The sequence below is a fragment of the Micromonospora sp. DT63 genome (assembly GCF_049841615.1).
In the GTDB taxonomy this organism is placed as follows: domain Bacteria; phylum Actinomycetota; class Actinomycetes; order Mycobacteriales; family Micromonosporaceae; genus Micromonospora.
This window is the reverse complement of sequence record NZ_JBNCKQ010000008.1, coordinates 284323-300439: the sequence shown is the minus strand read 5'-3', so window position 1 is coordinate 300439 and position 16117 is coordinate 284323. Positions and strand designations below refer to the sequence as shown.

The 16117-nt window shown below is 72.9% G+C and carries 11 protein-coding genes and 1 pseudogene; 10 read left to right on the top strand and 2 right to left on the bottom strand.

Annotation, left to right across the window (positions count from 1 at the left end; all coding sequences use genetic code 11):
* Positions 1-94: 94 nt before the first annotated feature.
* From dxr to ispG, 3 genes are read left to right on the top strand one after another with little or no spacing between them, the layout of a single operon-like run.
* Positions 95-1306: a 1-deoxy-D-xylulose-5-phosphate reductoisomerase gene (gene dxr / locus ACLQ27_RS27245; RefSeq protein ID WP_234584249.1), complete on the top strand. Its 1212-nt coding sequence runs from the start codon at positions 95-97 to the stop codon at positions 1304-1306.
* Entirely contained in the window at positions 1306-2556 is a 1251-nt protein-coding gene (locus tag ACLQ27_RS27240) for a M50 family metallopeptidase (RefSeq protein WP_234584250.1), read from the top strand. The genes dxr and ACLQ27_RS27240 overlap by 1 nt, the downstream gene beginning before the upstream one ends.
* Before the next feature lie 9 nt (positions 2557-2565).
* Complete coding sequence (ispG, locus tag ACLQ27_RS27235; protein ID WP_130408231.1) at positions 2566-3738, top strand: flavodoxin-dependent (E)-4-hydroxy-3-methylbut-2-enyl-diphosphate synthase; 1173 nt, start codon at positions 2566-2568, stop codon at positions 3736-3738.
* A 63-nt stretch (positions 3739-3801) separates the two neighbouring features.
* Here the strand turns inward: ispG and ACLQ27_RS27230 are convergent, their stop codons facing one another.
* On the bottom strand, positions 3802-4389 hold the full coding sequence (locus ACLQ27_RS27230; RefSeq protein WP_234584251.1) for a PadR family transcriptional regulator: 588 nt from the start codon (positions 4387-4389) through the stop codon (positions 3802-3804).
* A gap of 112 nt (positions 4390-4501) precedes the next feature.
* Between ACLQ27_RS27230 and ACLQ27_RS27225 the strand changes: the two genes are divergently transcribed.
* Positions 4502-5725: an MFS transporter gene (locus tag ACLQ27_RS27225; protein ID WP_357497996.1), complete on the top strand. Its 1224-nt coding sequence runs from the start codon at positions 4502-4504 to the stop codon at positions 5723-5725.
* Positions 5726-5782: 57 nt separating this feature from the next.
* The gene (locus tag ACLQ27_RS27220) at positions 5783-6622 is read left to right on the top strand and encodes a GNAT family N-acetyltransferase (RefSeq protein WP_425869322.1); all 840 of its coding nucleotides are present in this window, start codon (positions 5783-5785) and stop codon (positions 6620-6622) included.
* A 128-nt stretch (positions 6623-6750) separates the two neighbouring features.
* On the opposite strand, the gene ACLQ27_RS27215 is transcribed toward ACLQ27_RS27220, so the two are convergent.
* Positions 6751-7314 carry a hypothetical protein gene (locus ACLQ27_RS27215; protein ID WP_425869320.1) on the bottom strand — a complete coding sequence of 188 codons (564 nt, stop codon included), beginning with the start codon at positions 7312-7314 and terminating at the stop codon, positions 6751-6753.
* A gap of 1102 nt (positions 7315-8416) precedes the next feature.
* Here ACLQ27_RS27215 and ACLQ27_RS27210 point away from each other — a divergent pair.
* From ACLQ27_RS27210 to ACLQ27_RS27190, 5 genes and pseudogenes are all read left to right on the top strand, one after another.
* Positions 8417-8725: pseudogene (locus ACLQ27_RS27210) on the top strand (ATP-binding cassette domain-containing protein); the annotation flags it as partial.
* A 456-nt stretch (positions 8726-9181) separates the two neighbouring features.
* The gene (locus ACLQ27_RS27205) at positions 9182-9523 is read left to right on the top strand and encodes an ABC transporter ATP-binding protein (RefSeq protein WP_425869356.1); all 342 of its coding nucleotides are present in this window, start codon (positions 9182-9184) and stop codon (positions 9521-9523) included.
* A complete protein-coding gene (locus ACLQ27_RS27200; protein ID WP_425869318.1) occupies positions 9520-11754 on the top strand; it encodes a YhgE/Pip family protein in 2235 nt (744 codons plus the stop codon). Before ACLQ27_RS27205 ends, ACLQ27_RS27200 begins: the two co-directional genes overlap by 4 nt.
* Before the next feature lie 10 nt (positions 11755-11764).
* On the top strand, positions 11765-12358 hold the full coding sequence (locus tag ACLQ27_RS27195; protein WP_234584256.1) for a TetR/AcrR family transcriptional regulator: 594 nt from the start codon (positions 11765-11767) through the stop codon (positions 12356-12358).
* 95 nt (positions 12359-12453) lie between these two features.
* Positions 12454-16035: an ATP-binding cassette domain-containing protein gene (locus ACLQ27_RS27190; RefSeq protein WP_425869315.1), complete on the top strand. Its 3582-nt coding sequence runs from the start codon at positions 12454-12456 to the stop codon at positions 16033-16035.
* Positions 16036-16117: the final 82 nt, after the last annotated feature.

The following is a 16117-nucleotide window of genomic DNA, read 5'->3' as shown; positions in this document are numbered from 1 at the left end:
TCGGCGATCTGGAGTTGATCATTGCCGGGAGTGTCGGGAGGGGGCGGCTGAGGCTCCCAGTGGGCGTACAGCGGGGGTGGGGGAGAATGGCCTCGTGACTTCCCCCCGCGACCTTGTTCTGCTCGGGTCCACCGGTTCGATCGGCACGCAGGCCATCGACATCGTCCGGCGCAACCCGGACCGGTTCCGGGTGGTGGCGCTCGGCGCCGGCGGCGGCAATGTCGAGTTGCTCGCCGCGCAAGCCCTCGAACTGGGCGTCGAGGCGGTCGGGGTGGCCAAGGCGTCCGCCGCGCAGGACCTGCAACTGGCGTTCTACGCGGAGGCGAGCCGGCGGGGCTGGGCCACCGGCGACTTCAAACTTCCCAAGATCGTGGCCGGGCCGGACGCCATGACCGAGTTGGCGCAGTGGCCGTGTGACGTCGTGCTCAACGGGGTCGTCGGCTCGCTGGGCCTCGCTCCCACGCTGGCCGCTCTGCGCGGTGGTCGTACTCTCGCGTTGGCCAACAAGGAGTCGCTCGTGGCCGGCGGCCCGCTGGTCAAGGCCGCGGTGACGCGGCCGGGGCAGATCGTCCCGGTCGACTCGGAGCATTCGGCGCTGGCCCAGTGTCTGCGCTCCGGGGCGCGCGGCGAGGTGCGGCGGTTGATCGTCACGGCCAGCGGCGGCCCGTTCCGGGGGCGGCGGCGCGACGAGCTGACGCAGGTCACACCGGAGCAGGCGCTCGCGCACCCGACCTGGAACATGGGGCCGGTCGTCACGATCAACTCGGCGACGATGGTCAACAAGGCCCTTGAGGTGATCGAGGCGCACGAGTTGTTCGACGTGCCGTACGCCGACATCACGGTGATGGTGCACCCGCAGTCGGTGATCCACTCGATGGTCGAGTTCGTCGACGGGTCGACGATCGCCCAGGCCAGCCCACCGGACATGCGGCTGCCGATCGCGCTGGGCATCGGCTGGCCGGACCGGGTGCCCGAGGCCGCCACCGCCGTCGACTGGACGGCTTCGCACACCTGGGAGTTCGCGCCGCTGGACGATCAGGCGTTCCCGGCCGTCGCGCTGGCCAAGGCCGCCGGGGAGGCCGGACGCTGCCGCCCGGCGATCTACAACGCGGCGAACGAGGAGTGCGTGGCGGCGTTCGTGGCGGGTCGGCTGCCGTTCCTCGGCATCGTCGACACCCTGGAGCGCGTGCTGGAGGACGCTCCGGACTTCGCCGAACCAGGTACCGTCGGGGACGTGCTCGCGGCCGAATCGTGGGCGCGCGCGCACGCGCAGGAGATCATCGCGGGTTCGGTGGAAGGAGCTTGATGTCGTACCTGCTCGGGGTGGTCCTCTTCGCCCTGGCCATCCTCGTCTCGGTGAGTCTGCACGAGGCGGGGCACCTGCTCACCGCCAAGATGTTCGGGATGAAGGTGACGAAGTACTTCGTCGGCTTCGGCCCCACCATCTGGTCGTTCCAGCGGGGTGAGACCGAGTACGGCCTCAAGGGCATCCCGCTCGGCGGCTTCTGCAAGATCGTCGGGATGACTCCGCAGGACGACGACGTCGAGCCGGGCGACGAGTCGCGGGTGATGTGGCGCTACCCGGTCTGGAAGCGGACGATCGTGATGGCCGCCGGCTCGATCACGCACTTCGCGCTCGCGCTGATCACCATCTGGATCCTCGCCGTCTCCGCCGGCCTGCCCAACCCGGACTTCCCGACCACCGACGCGCAGGCCCGCCAGGAGCCCGCGGTCATCCAGCTCAGCGACTGCGTGGTGCCGGAGAACGCGGTGCGGGCGTGCACCCCCGCCGACGCGGCCAGCCCGGCCGCCCAGGCGCAGCTGCGCGACGGCGACCGGATCACCTCGATCAACGGCACCCCGATCGCCAACTACGGCGACCTGCTGACCACGCTGCGCAGTCTCAAGCCGGGCGACACCACGCGGATCGAGTACGTCCGCGACGGGCAGGCGGGCAGCACCAGCACGGTGCTCGCGCAGACCCAGCGGCCGCCCCTGGACGACCCGAAGGGCGCCGCCGCGCCGGTGGCCGCGCTCGGCGTCGGTCTCGTGCCCAGCACCCCCACCCGCGTGACGTACGGGCCGGGGGCCGCCTTCGGGGCCACCGCCGACTTCACCGGTCAACTTGCCGTCGGCACCGCGCAGGCGTTGCAGCGCATCCCGCAGAAGGTCCCCGCCCTGTGGACCGCCCTCACCGGCGGCGAGCGGGACGTGGACACCCCGATCAGCGTCGTCGGCGCCAGCCGGCTCGGCGGGGAGGCCGTGCAGAACAACGCCTGGCTGGTCTTCTTCATGCTCTTCGTGTCGCTGAACTTCTTCATCGGGGTGTTCAACCTGCTGCCGCTCCTCCCGGTGGACGGCGGCCACATCGCCATCGCCTGGTTCGAACGGGTCCGCTCCTGGGTCTACGCCCGGATCGGCCGGGCCGACCCGGGCCGGGTCGACTACCTCAAACTGATGCCCTTCACGTACGCGGTGATCCTGATCGGCGGCGCGTTCACGCTGCTCACCATCGCCGCGGACGTCGTCAACCCGATCACGCTCTTCTCAAGGTGAGTGCCTGAAGTGACCGCTATCAGTCTCGGTATGCCCGCCGTGCCGCCCCCGCCGCTCGCTCCCCGTCGGGCCAGCCGCCAGATCATGGTCGGTTCGGTCCCGGTCGGCGGCGGTGCGCCGGTGTCCGTGCAGTCGATGACCACGACCCTCACCTCCGACGTCAACGCGACCCTTCAGCAGATCGCCGAGCTGACCGCGTCCGGCTGCCAGATCGTCCGGGTGGCGGTGCCGTCGCAGGACGACGTCGAGGCGCTGCCCGCGATCGCCAAGAAGTCGCAGATCCCGGTGATCGCCGACATCCACTTCCAGCCCAAGTACGTCTTCGCCGCGATCGACGCGGGCTGCGCGGCCGTCCGGGTCAACCCGGGCAACATCCGCCAGTTCGACGACAAGGTCAAGGAGATCGCCCGTGCCGCCGGGGACGCCGGGGTGCCGATCCGGATCGGCGTCAACGCGGGCTCGCTGGACAAGCGGCTGCTGAGCAAGTACGGCAAGGCCACCGCCGAGGCGCTCGTCGAGTCGGCGCTGTGGGAGTGCTCGCTGTTCGAGGAGCACGGCTTCCGCGACATCAAGATCTCGGTCAAGCACAACGACCCGGTCGTGATGATCCGCGCGTACCGGCAGCTCGCCGAGCAGTGCGACTACCCACTGCACCTCGGCGTCACCGAGGCCGGCCCGGCCTTCCAGGGCACCATCAAGTCGGCGGTCGCCTTCGGCGCCCTGCTCGCCGAGGGCATCGGCGACACCATCCGGGTGTCGCTGTCCGCCCCGCCGGTCGAGGAGATCAAGGTCGGCAACCAGATCCTGGAGTCCCTCGGCCTGCGCGAGCGCGGTCTGGAGATCGTCTCCTGCCCGTCCTGCGGGCGGGCCCAGGTGGACGTCTACAAGCTCGCCGAGGAGGTCACCGCCGGCCTGGAAGGGCTGCCGGTGCCGCTGCGGGTCGCCGTCATGGGCTGCGTCGTCAACGGTCCGGGCGAGGCCCGCGAGGCCGACCTCGGCGTCGCCTCCGGCAACGGCAAGGGCCAGATCTTCGTCAAGGGCCAGGTCGTCAAGACGGTGCCCGAGGCGCAGATCGTGGAGACGCTGATCGAGGAGGCGCTGCGCATCGCCGACGAGATGGGCGCCGAGCTTCCCGAGGAGCTGCGTGGGCTGGTCACCGGCCCGACCGTCACCGTGCACTGAGTCGGTTCGAAGAATGCGGGCCGTTCCCCCTCGGGGAGCGGCCCGCATTCGTTCCGGTGCATCTCACTCGGATTCGGCGAGGATCGCGTACAGCTTGCGCCGGGTCTCGTCGAGCACCTGGGCGGCCCGCTCACGCTGGTCGTCGGTGCCGTTCATCATCACCTGACGCAGGGCGTTCATCGCCTGCGCGCCGGAGTCGCGGATGTCGTGCCAGCTGCTCACGGTGCCCTGGGCGACGTCCGCCCAGGCCGGGCTCTCCGCAGCCGCGGTGGCCTCCGCCTGCCCGGCCTCGGTGACCGTGAACCGCTTGCGCCCACCGCTGGACTCCTCGGTGCTGGCGGCGATCACACCCTCGTCCTCCAGGAGCTGGAGCGTGGGGTAGATCGAACCCGGGCTGGGCCGCCAGGCGCCGCCGGTGCGGGAGTCGATCTCCTGGATCATCTCGTAGCCGTGCATCGGCCGTTCGGTGAGCAGGGCCAACACCGCGCCCCGGACGTTGGGGCGTCGGCCCCTGCCCCGCCCGCGACCGCGTCCGCCCCAGGGGCCGCCGTGCTCGTGGCCGTGGCCGTGCGGGCCGGGCGGGACCGGCGGGAAGCCGAACCCCCGCATCCGGGCCTCGTGCATCGGGTGGTGCTGTCGATGGAACCTCATGGGGTTCTTCCTTCCTTCGTACTGTCGCTGATGCATCAACGATATATCGGCAATGCATCGCCGACAAGCCGCTATTTACAAACCGTACGTACGTCTTGTTAAGGTGACGGCCATGCGCCTGCTCCCACCACCCGGCCCGGCCCGGATCCTCACCCTCGGCACCCTGGTCAAGACCGTCGGGCGGGGCCTGTGGCTGGTCGCCAGCGCGCTCTTCCTCACCCGCTCGGTCGGCCTCTCGGCCACCCAGGTCGGCGTCGGGCTGACCATCTCGGCACTCGTCGGCGTGCTCGCGAGCGCGCCGAGCGGCTACCTGGCCGACCGCGTCGGGCCGCGCGGCGCACAGGTCGGCGGGCTGATCGCGGCCGGCATCCTGACCGCCGGGCTGGTCACCGTCCGCTCATTCGCCGCCTTCCTGCTGGTCGGCGCCGCCACGGCGCTCGCCGACGCCGTCGAGCGCGGCGCCCGGGGAGCGCTCATCGCCGGCGCGATCCCACCCGACCAGCGGGTGCACACCCGCGCCTACCTGCGAGCCACCACCAACGTCGGGATCTCCGTCGGCGCCGTCCTCGGCGGCTTCGCCATCGCCGCCGACACCCGCGCCGGCTACCTCACGCTGATCCTGACCACGGCTGTGGCGTCGCTGGCCGCAGCGGCGATCTCCGCCCGGCTGCCCACCGTCGCACCCGTCGCCGCCCCGACGCGAGGACCCCGGCTGGTCGCCCTACGGGACCGCCCGTTCCTCGCCTTCACCCTGCTCGACGGGCTGATGTCCATGCACTTCAGCCTGCTCACCCTCGCCCTGCCGTTGTGGATCGCCGGACACACCACAGCGCCGGCCTGGATGATCTCGGTGCTGACGCTGGTCAACACCGCACTCGTGGTGCTCCTGCAGGTACGCGCCGCACGCAGCGCCGTCACCCTGCCCGGGGCCGCCCGCGCGTCCCGCCGGGCGGGAGTCGTCATCGCGCTCGCCTGCGTACTCTTCGCCGCCAGCGGCGCACTGCCCACCCCGGGCGCCATCGGCCTGCTCTGCTGCGGGTCGCTGGCGCACGTGATCGGCGAGCTGTGGCACTCCGCCGCCGGATGGGGGATCTCCTTCGGGCTGGCGCCCGCCGACGCCCAGGGGCAGTACCAGGGGACGTACGGCATGGGCTACGAACTGGGCAAGATGCTCGCGCCCGTCGTGGTGACCAGCCTCGCCCTCGGTTGGGGCGTACCGGGATGGCTCACACTCGGCGCGCTGTTCCTCCTGCTCGGTGCCCTGGTGCCCCCGGTCGTCCGGTGGGCCGGCCGGACCCGCCCACCCAGCCCGGTCGCCGAGCCACTGACCGTCTGACGGCGGGCTCGCCACTCGGCCGGCGGGGCGGGGGGTCGATCTGGCAGGCTGGTAGTCGTGCTGACGGTGCCGGTACGGCAACTGGGGGAATCGGAGCGCCGCGCGGTCGAGCGCCTCCTCGACCGTGACCCGTTCGCGGGCGCGCAGGTCGCGGAGCGCATCGCCGCGCGCGGGCTCTCCTGGTGGCGGGCCGAAGGGCGGATCCTGGGGTACGGCGCCCGCCGCAACCTCGAATCGCTGTGCTGGCTCGGTGGCAACCTCACACCGGTGCTCGCCAACGGCGCCGCCGTGTCCGCCTTCGCCGACCTGCTCGCGGGGGAGGAACGACTCTGCTCGTCAATCGTCGGCCGCGCCGACGCCGTCCTCGGCCTCTGGGACCGGCTCTCCGGCACGTGGGGCCCGGCCCGCGACGTCCGCCCCAACCAGCCGCTGCTGGCCACCGACACACTGCCGGCCGTACCGGCCGATCCAGAGGTACGCCGCGTCCGCTCCGGCGAGGTCGACAGGCTCTTTCCGGCTGCCGTCGCCATGTACACCGAGGAGGTCGGTGTCTCCCCGCTCGCCGAGGACGCCGGCCGCAGCTACCGCCGCAGAGTCAACGACCTGGTCCGCGCCGGTCGCGCGTACGCCCGCTTCGTCGACGGCAAGGTCGTGTTCAAAGCCGAGCTGGCCGTGGTGACCAAACGGACCGCCCAGGTCCAGGGCGTCTGGGTCGCGCCGGAGTGGCGGGGCCGCGGCATCGCCGCCGGCGCGATGGCCGCCGTCGTCCGCGACGCGCTGCTCCGGGTCGCCCCCACGGTCAGCCTGTACGTCAACGACTTCAACCTGCCGGCCCGCAGGGTGTACGAGCGCTGCGGCTTCCAGCCGGTCGGCACGCTCGCCACCGTCCTCTTCTGATCGACCAGCGCTCGCGCCTTCAGATCTTGGACAGTTTCCGTCAGCTGGTGACGGGAACTGTCCAAGATCTCCCGGGCACGACGATGGCCGGCACCCTTTGGGTGCCGGCCATCGGTCGGTGCGGTGGGTCAGCTGTTCCAGTGCTGGGCGACGAGGTCGGTGGCCTGCTGCTCCCACTGGGCGTACGCGTCGGGGTAGGCCGAGACCTGGACGGTCTGCGCGGCGTCGGTCAGGGGCATGTCCTGCCAGCCGTCAACCTGGCGCAGGCCCTTGAGGAACGCGGTGGTGGAGTACTCGGGGTTGGTGATCTGCTCCGGGGTGCCCCAACCGGAGGTGGGGCGCTGCTGGAACAGGCCCAGCGAGTCGTGGTCGTTGGCGTCGCCGAGGTGACCCAGGTTCTCCAGCTTGGACTCCTGCAGGCTCGTCGCGATCGAGATGACCGCGGCCCGCTCGGGCAGGCCGGCCTTCTTCGTGGCGGCGATGATCGCCTTGACGTTGGCGGTCTGCTCGCCGTTGAGGTCGATGTGCGACTGGTCGCCCTGCGGCTTCGGCGCCGCGGTCTGCACCGCGGCGGCGGCGGTGGGCTTGGCGTCGACGGGGTTGGCGTGGGCGGCGATCGGGCCGGCGAAGACTCCACCGGCGAACGCGAGACCGGCAACGGACAGCATGCTCTTACGGAAGATCGTGTTCATGGGGGTAGCTCCTTCGGGGGTAGGAACACCACACGCACCACCAAGGGGGGTCGGTGACGTGGGGTGTGAGCACCTCGTCCGGCGCTGCACAAAACAAGGAAAAAGTTTGGGGGCCTGCGAGCCGGGGGCTCGCGGCGCGGCGACCTTGCGAGCGGGGCTCGTGGCGCCGGGACCGGGTGTAACGACCCGCAGTCCGGGGTCATTCCCGGCGGCCCGCGAGGGGGGCTCGCGGCGCCGGACCGTGTGTAACGGCCGGCCGTCCGGGGTCATTCCCGGGGCGGCCCGCGAGCGGGGCTCGCGGCGTCCGGACCGTGTGTAACGGCCGGCGGTCCGGGGTCATTCCCGGGGCGGCTCGCGAGCGGGGCTCTCGGGGCCCGGACCGTGTGTAACGGCCGCCGGGCTGGGGTCATTCCCGGGCCCTCGCCGGGGCCCCGGGGGTCACGGGGTGTTCGGGGGTCTGCGACGACCCGGCCCGACCGGCCATTTCCCACCCGGTCGAGCGGGCGGGGGCGGGCCGTGGTCCTGCGATCGTCAGGGTATGTAACGACCCCCGGCCCGCCACGATTCCAGCCCACGGATGCGACCGGTCACACCCCAACCATCGCTCAGAAAGGGACATCCCGCCTATTCGACGCAGCGGACGCGGCTTGGCGGGGTGTGTCCGGGTGGTGATCGACTCGGGTTCGCCGATATCGGGGTATCCGGGGCGGGTTGATACCCCGATATCGCCGATCTCGTGTTGATCACCGCCCAGCGGCTGGCCTCGTCGCACCGGTCGAGATGAGTCAGGCCACCCCCAGCGACCTCATGGGGGCGGACATCTCGCCCATTCGAGGCAGCGTACGTGGCCGAGGCGGGGGCTTCCGGGTGGTGATCGACTCGGGTTCGCCGATGTCGGGGTGTCCGGGGCGGGTTGATACCCCGATTTCGCCGATCTCGCGTCGATCAAGGCCGGAGTGGTGGGGTCCGGCTCGGTGGCGCCATCCACGCTTCCGTGATGACGGGGATCACGCGTCCCGGACGGGCGCAAACCCGGCCATCGCGCCTAGGCTGGGCCATGTTTTTAGACTGACCAGTCAGTACAGTGATCGGGGTGGGCGTGATGGTGGTCGAGGCGAGGGGTCTTGGCCTGCGTACCTCTCGGGGGTGGGTTTTCCGGGGTGTCGACCTTGCGGTGGACGCGGGTGAGCTGCACGCGATCGTCGGGGTGCCCGGCAGCGGACGGACCTCTCTGCTCCTCGCCCTGGCGAACCGCTTCCCCACGAGCGAAGGCCAGTTGGAGCTCCGTACGGCGGCGGCGCTCGGTCACGTGGCCGGGGTGCACGAGCCCGACCCGGAGTTGACGGTCGCCGAGCACATCTCGGAACGACTGTCGCTGCTCGGGCGGCGAGCTGACCGTGCCGGGCCCATGGCCCTTCGTGGCGGTGCGGCAGGCGAGTTCCCGGCTGCCGAGTTCGCCGACGCTGCCGAAGCCGAAGCCGAAGCCGAACCCGAAGCCGAAGCCGAACCCGAACCCGAACCCGAACCCGAAGCCCAGGGCCAAGCCCAAGCCCAAGCCCAAGCCGAGGGCCAAGCCCAAGCCGAAGCCGAAGCCCAGGGCCAAGCCCAAGCCCAAGCCCAAGCCGAGGGCCAAGCCCAAGCCGAAGCCGAAGCCCAGGGCCAAGGCCAAGCCCAAGGCCAAGCCCAAGCCCAAGGCCAAGGCCAAGGCCAAGCCCAAGCCCAAGCCCAAGCCCAAGCCCAAGCCGACGGCCGAGGCGGGCGCGACCGACGGTCGACGGGCCGGCGAGGGTTCTTCGGCACGGTGGGCGGTCGACCGATTGGCCGACGCGGGTCGCCGAGGCAGGGCCGGCGGGACGCGGTCGCCGCCGTGATCGAGGGCGCCGGACTGGGCACTGTCATCCCGCTCGACCCGGCCAGCCGGGGACGGGACCTGACGCCGGTGCAGCGCCAGATGCTCGGGCTGGTGCTCGCCACCCTCGCGGGGCCGGGGCTGATCCTCGCCGACGACGTCGACGCGGGCACGGACGGTGCGGACCGTGCCCTGCTCTGGGACCTTCTCGGTCGGCTGACCGAGCGGGGCATCGCGGTGGTGGTGACCGCGCGAGAGGTGGAACCGCATCTGCCGTCGATCGTGCACCGACTGGGTCCACCCACAACCGCCGTCGCCGTCGGGACCGCCACCGACCAGGACACCGAGGGGAACCGATGAGCGTCGTCCGACTGGCCTGGTTCGAGCTGCGCCGGATGACCCGGGGGCGGCTGCCGCGCGCCGCGCTGGCCGTGCTGACCGTCGTGCCGCTGCTCTACGGGGCGCTCTACCTCTACGCCTTCTGGGATCCGTACGGAAAGATGGACCGGATTCCGGTCGCCCTGGTGAACGCCGACCGGCCGGCGACGGCAAGCGACGGGTCGGTGGTGCACGCCGGGCAGGACCTGACCGACGAGCTGATCGACCGTCGGGTGTTCGGCTGGCAGGTCACCGACGCCGACGACGCCGACGCGGGGCTGCGCAGCGGCCGGTACCACCTGGTGTTCTCCATTCCGGCGGACTTCTCGGCGACGCTCGCCGCGAGCCCCGAGCCCGGCCAGCCGGCCCAGCGGGGCGAGCTGAAGGTGGTCAACGACGACGCCACCAACTACCTGTCGGGGCTGCTCGCCCGTTCGGCGTTCAGCGAGATCCGGGCCGCCGCGTCCGAGAGCGCCGCGTCGGACTACTTCTCCCGGATGCTTGTGGGCTTCACCGATGCCAAGGCCGAGACTCATCGGGCCGCCGACGGCGCCGGTCAGCTCGCCGACGGGCTGGGCAGCTCGAAGGAGGGCGCTGGTCGTATCGCCGACGGGTTGGACAGCTCGGCCGACGGCGCCGGGCAGGTCGCCGACGGGTTGGACAGGTCCGCGGCCGGGGCGGGCCGGCTCTCAGCCGGCCTGGACGCGAGCACGCGGGGCGCCGACGAGTTGGCCACCGGATTGGTCCAACTGCGAACCGGCGCCGCGCAGCTCGCCGACGGCACCGCGCGCGCCGCGACGGCGACCCGCGCGGTCGCCAGCAAGGTGGACGGTGCGGCCTCGACCATCGAGCCGGTGCTGCGGGAGAACGCCGAGCGGATCGAGCGGTCGGCCACGGCCATCGCCGACGGGGCGCAGGCGCTCTCCGACGGCCTGGACGCGCTGCCGCAGCGGGCGCGGAAGGCCCAGACCCAGGCCCAGGTGGTGTGCGATCGGCTCGACGCCCTGGTCGCCGCGCACCCGGAGCTGGCCGACGACCCGACTCTCGTCGCCGCCCGGACGGCAGCGGCGGCAGGGGTCGAGGCGGCGCGGGCGGTCGTCGACGGTCTCGACCAGGCCGACCTGACCGCGCTGCGCGAGCGGATGACCGCGGTGGCCGCCACGGCCCGGCAGATCGCCGCCGCGGCGCCGCACCTGGCCGACGACGTGGCCGCCGCACGCGCCAAGGTCGACGAGCTGGCAGCCGGGCTGGGCACCCTCGCCGATGGCAGTGCCCAACTGCGCGACGGTCTCGGCGACGCGGCGACCGGGGCCGAGCAGCTGCGCGGCGGGCTGTTCCGCCTGGCCACCGGGGCCCGCGAGCTGGACGGCGGGCTCGACCGGCTCAGCACCGGCGGCGACCGGCTCGCCGACGGCCTGATCCGGCTGGAGAGCGGCGCCGGCGAGTTGGCCGACGGGCTGACCCGGCTGGGCGGCGGGGCCGGCGACCTCGCCGACGGCCTGGCCGACGGCGAGAAGAAGATCCCGGGGTACGACGACGCGGACGCCCGTTCGGGCATCCTCGGCGATCCGGTGTCCCTGGACCGTTCGGCCCGCCACCCGGCCGGCTCGTACGGGGTTGGCTTCGCGCCGTACTTTCTCGGTCTGGCGCTCTGGGTCGGCGCGATGATCACGTACATGCTGCTGCGGCCGGTCAACCGACGGCACGTCATGTCCGGCGCTCCCGCCTGGCGGGTCGCGCTGGCCGGCTGGATGCCCGCCGCGGCGGTCGGGTTGGCCCAGGCCGGGGTGCTCTTCACAGTGGTGACGCTGGTGCTGGGGCTGGACCCGGTGCGTCCCGCCGTGACGCTGGGTCTGCTGGCGCTGGTCTCGCTCGCCTTCACCGCGATCATGCAGTGGCTGGGGGCCCAGCTCGGCCCCGCCGGGCGGCTCGCCGCGCTGGCCCTGTTGATGCTTCAGCTCACGTCGTCGGGCGGCACCTACCCCGTCCAGACCTCGCCCGGCTTCTTCCAGGCGATCCACAGCTGGTTGCCGATGAGCTACGTGGTGGCGGGGCTGCGGCACACCATCAATGGCGGCCCGGCCGGCCCGGTGGTGACGGCGGTGCTCGTGCTGCTCGGCTTCACGGTGGCGGCGCTGGCCCTGACCGCCGCCGCGGCCCGTCGCTCACGCCGGCTCACCCCGGCGAAGCTGCATCCCGAGCTGACCATGTGAGGATGGGCCGGTGACGGACGGACGGTCGAGGCGGCGGGAGGACACCCGTCAGCGGCTCTTCGTCGCCGCGGTGGACCTCATCGCCGAGCGCGGCTTCTCCGCGACCACCGTGGACGACATCGCGGCCCGGGCCGGTGTCGCGAAGGGCACGGTCTACTACAACTTCGAGTCCAAGACGGTGCTCTTCGAGGAGTTGTTGCGCCACGGCATCGGCCTGCTCACCGCCGAGTTCCGGGCGGCGGTCGCCGGGCAGCCGCCGCGCGCCGCGCTGGCGGCCCTGGTCCGCGCCGAACTGGAGTACATCCGCCGGTACCGGGCCTTCGCCCAACTGCTGCTGTCGGAAATGTGGCGGACCAACCGGGAGTGGCAGCAGACGTTGCGGCTGCTGCGCGGCGAGGCGATCGAGGTGATCGCCGAGACCGTACGGGCCGGGGTGGACAGCGGGGACCTGCCGGCCGATCTGGACGTGCCCACCGCCTCCTCGGCGCTGTTCGGGGTGGGTCTGGTGGTGGCCGTGGACTGGCTGGTGTTCCAGCCCGACCGGCCCATCGCCGACGTGCAGGAGGCGCTGCTCGGCATCGTGCGCCGGGTCGCCCAGACCTGACCGCAGGGCCTGCTCAGGGCGGGTAATTCGGTTGAGTCGACGGGTCTGCTGCCGGCACGCTGGGTGTTCCGCCACCCACGTCCGGAGGAACTCCGATGCGCCTGCTCCGTGATCTGTGGGGGACCTCGCCGCGCCGTCTGACGCTCGTCGCCGTCCTGATCGTGCTCGGCGCGGCCGGTCAGGCGGGCGCGTCGGCGCTCGCCGGCGCGGTGCTCGTACACCGGTCGACGAGTTCCTTCGCGGTCCTGGCCGTGGCGCTGGCCGCCGTGGTCCTCAGCGATCTCGTGGTGAGCCTGTTGATGGCCGGGCTCACCGCCGACTGGTCCGCGGACGTCCGTCGGCGGCTCTGCCGGGTCGCGCTCGGGCAGGACCTGCCGAGCCTCGAGACCACGCCGGTGGGGGAGCTGCTCGACCGCATCGACGGGGACGTGTACCAGGTGGCGTCGGCGGTGCGTAACCAGGGCTCGCGCCTCGCCCAGGGGCTCTGCGTCGGCCTGCTGTCGATGCTTGTGGCGCTTGTCGTGTGGTGGCCGGCCGGGATAGCGATGCTGCTGCTCACCGTGCTGCTGGGGGTGGGGCTGCGCCGGCCCACGGCGCGGATCGGCCCCGCCCGGATGGTCGAGGAGGAGGCCTGGTCGGACCTGGCCGCCGTGATGGAGGAGGCGGTGCACGGTCAGGACGACGTGCGGACCAGCCTCGCCCAGCCGTACGTGCTGCGGCTGTACGCCCGGCGGGCCGCCACCGTGCTGTCCCGCGGCAACCGGGTCTGGACGCTGTCCGCCCGGGTGGCGACTGTCGCCACCGCGACGATCCGGGTCGGCGTCGGCGGGGTGGTGCTCGGCGGGGCCTGGGCCCTGGCCACCGGCCGGGTCGACGCCGCCAGGCTCACCGCGATCTGGCTGCTCGCCCTGGCCTTCGGGGCCACCGCCGAACACGTCAGCCGGATGGTGCCCGAACTCCAGGAGGCCCTCGGCGCGTGGGCCCGGGTGCAGCTGCTCCAGAAGGCCCGGCAGGAGCCGGTCGGCGGGATCAGCCCGACCGAGGGTGACCTGCGCATCCGGGACCTGACGTTCGGCTACGAGGTGAGCGGCCCGGAGAGCGGGCGGGGTCCGGCCCTGCGCGGGCTCAGCCTGACCTTCGCGCGCGGCCGGTCGTACGCCCTGATCGGGCGGACCGGGTCGGGCAAGTCGACACTGGCGAAGGTGCTCACCCGGGCCGTGGACGTGCCGCCCGGCACCGTGTTCCTCGGCGACACCGACCTGTGCGACCTCGACGTCGAAGAGCTGCGCCGCTGGGTGGCGCTGGTGCCGCAGCGCACCGAGATCCTGGCCGGCACGCTCGCCGAGAACGTCGCGCTGTACGACCCGGAGCTGCTCGACGCCGCCGCCCGGGCATTGGACGAGCTGGGCCTGGCCGGCTGGATCGCCGAGCTGCCCGACGGGCTGGCGACCCGGCTGGGGGAGGGCGGGCACGTGCTCTCCGCCGGCCAGGAGCAGCTGGTGGCGTTCGCCCGGATCCTGGTGCGCGATCCGCACGTCGTGATCCTCGACGAGGCCACCGCCCGGCTGGACCCGGTGACCGAGGCGCGGGTGCAGCGGGCCACCGAACGACTGCTGCGCGACCGGATCGGCATCGTCATCGCCCACCGGCTCTCCTCGGTGCGTCGCTGCGACGAGGTGGTGGTGCTGGCCGACGGCGCGGTGGTCGAGGCCGGCCCGCTGGAGACGTCGACGCGCTTCGCCGAGCTGCTGGCGACCAGCCACGCCGCCGTGTACGCCGGCGGGGCCTCGACGTTCCGGTCCGGCGGCGGCACCGACCTGTTGACCGGTCCGGACGCCGCCGGCACCGACCTGCTGGTCGGCTCGCAGGCCGCCGGCGTCGACCTGTTGAGCGGCTCCGAGACGCCCGGCACCCGCTCGGGCGCTGGTCCGGTCGACCCGGCGGTGACGGGTGAGCCGGGGCCGGCGGGACGGGCCGAGCCGCCGCCGCTGCCACCGACCCCGCCCGCGCGCACCTTCCGGGAGATCCTCCGGCTCTGTACCAACGACCCCCGGTACGGCGCGGCGGCGATCGTGCTGTTCCTCGCGCTCAGTCTGCTCGGGCTGGACGGCCCGCTGCTGCCGTGGCTCTGGGCCGATCTGGTCGACGGGACCGGCAGCCCGTACCTGCCGGCGCTGGGCATCGTGACCGGGCTGCTGATCACCCTCCCGCTGCCGTACTACACGCACGTCTGGTTCCCCCACTGGTGGGTGCGGCAGATGCTGCGGATCGGCCTGCGTCTGGTGCACGGCCAGACCGGCCCGCGCCGGGTCAGCTCGCACACCCCGGCCGAGGTCGTGGCGCAGGGCGGGGACACCGAGCGCGTGGTGCAACTCGCCGACAACGTGCTCGACCAGACGGTCGCGCTGGTCCTGGTGGTCGCCATGACCGCGGTCACCGGCAGCGTCGTACCGGGGCTGTTCTTCCTCGGCACGATGATCGTCTCCGGACTGGCCGCGACGCTGTTCGGCCCGAAGCTGGAGCGGGCGGCCCGGGCGACGGTGACGGCGCGGGCGGCGTTCGCCACCGCCCTGGTCTCCGCGCTCTCCGCGGCGCGGACGGTGAAGCTCGCCGGCGCCACGGCGGCGGTGCTGCGTCACCTCGCGGTCCTGGACGCGCTGCGCAGTGACCGGCAGCGACGGGAGATCTCGGTGCAGGTGTGGTCGCGGTCGACGCCGTCGGTGGCCAGTGGCCTGCTGCCGATCGGCGCGTGGGCCCTCTACCTGGGCGGCGAGCTGTCGGCCGGCGCGGTGCTGGTGGCCGTGTCCACGCTTGGCGCGGCCCGCTGGTTCGCCTGGACCACCGCGTCGTTGATCTCCCAGCTGCCGTCGGCACGGGTGTGGACCCGCCGGACGGTGGCGATGACGGGCGTGGGCGCGTACACGGCGGCGGTGCCGGCGGTCGACCTGGCCGCCGGGACCGCGCCCGCGCCGACGTCGCCGCCCCGCAACCCGCTGCGCCGGTTGGAGCTGCGCCGCTTCTCGGTGGTGCACTCCGACGGCACGGTCGCTGTCCGGGACGTGGACCTGACGGTGCAGCGCGGGCAGCTGGTGCTGGTCGTGGGGCCGGTCGGGTCGGGCAAGTCCTCGCTGCTGCGTGCGCTGGCCGGCATCGTGCACCACACCGGCGAGCTGTCGTGGAACGGCGACCCGGTCACCGAGCCCGAGCTGTTCCTGCGCCCCAACCAGGTCGGCTACGTCGGCCAGTTGCCCCGGGTGCTCTCCGGCACGGTGGCCGACAACATCGCGCTCGGCCACCAGGTGGACGCGGCCGGCGCGGTCAGCACCGCCCAGCTCGACCACGACCTGGCCGCCGCCGGCGGTGGGCTGGGTCTGCTGATCGGGCACAAGGGCACCCGGCTCTCCGGCGGCCAGCTTCAGCGGCTGGCGCTGGCCCGGGCGCTGGCACCGCGTACCGAACTGCTGGTCGCCGACGACGTGTCGTCGGCGCTGGACGTCACCACCGAGCTGGCGCTGTGGCAGGCGCTGCGGGCGCACGGGGTGACAGTGGTCGGGTCGACCGCGAAGCGTGCCGCGCTGGTCCGCGCCGACCACGTGGTGGTGCTGCACGCCGGAGCGGTGGCGGCGCAGGGCACCTGGCAGGAGCTGGAGGGCGACTGGTCGCACCTGGCCGGTTGACGGTCGGGGGGGGGGCCGCGCCGGCCCCCCCCCCCCCCGCGGGGATGACCCCGCGCCGGCGGGCGTGGGCGGGCCCCCGGTC

Excerpts from the sequence above, each read along its gene's own strand:
- ACLQ27_RS27240 (WP_234584250.1), top strand. The coding sequence starts at position 1,306 with ATGTCGTACCTGCTCGGGGTGGTCCTCTTCGCCCTGGCCATCCTCGTC.
- ACLQ27_RS27230 (WP_234584251.1), bottom strand. The coding sequence starts at position 4,389 with ATGAGGTTCCATCGACAGCACCACCCGATGCACGAGGCCCGGATGCGG.
- ACLQ27_RS27225 (WP_357497996.1), top strand. The coding sequence starts at position 4,502 with ATGCGCCTGCTCCCACCACCCGGCCCGGCCCGGATCCTCACCCTCGGC.
- ACLQ27_RS27215 (WP_425869320.1), bottom strand. The coding sequence starts at position 7,314 with ATGAACACGATCTTCCGTAAGAGCATGCTGTCCGTTGCCGGTCTCGCG.
- ACLQ27_RS27200 (WP_425869318.1), top strand. The coding sequence starts at position 9,520 with ATGAGCGTCGTCCGACTGGCCTGGTTCGAGCTGCGCCGGATGACCCGG.
- ACLQ27_RS27190 (WP_425869315.1), top strand. The coding sequence starts at position 12,454 with ATGCGCCTGCTCCGTGATCTGTGGGGGACCTCGCCGCGCCGTCTGACG.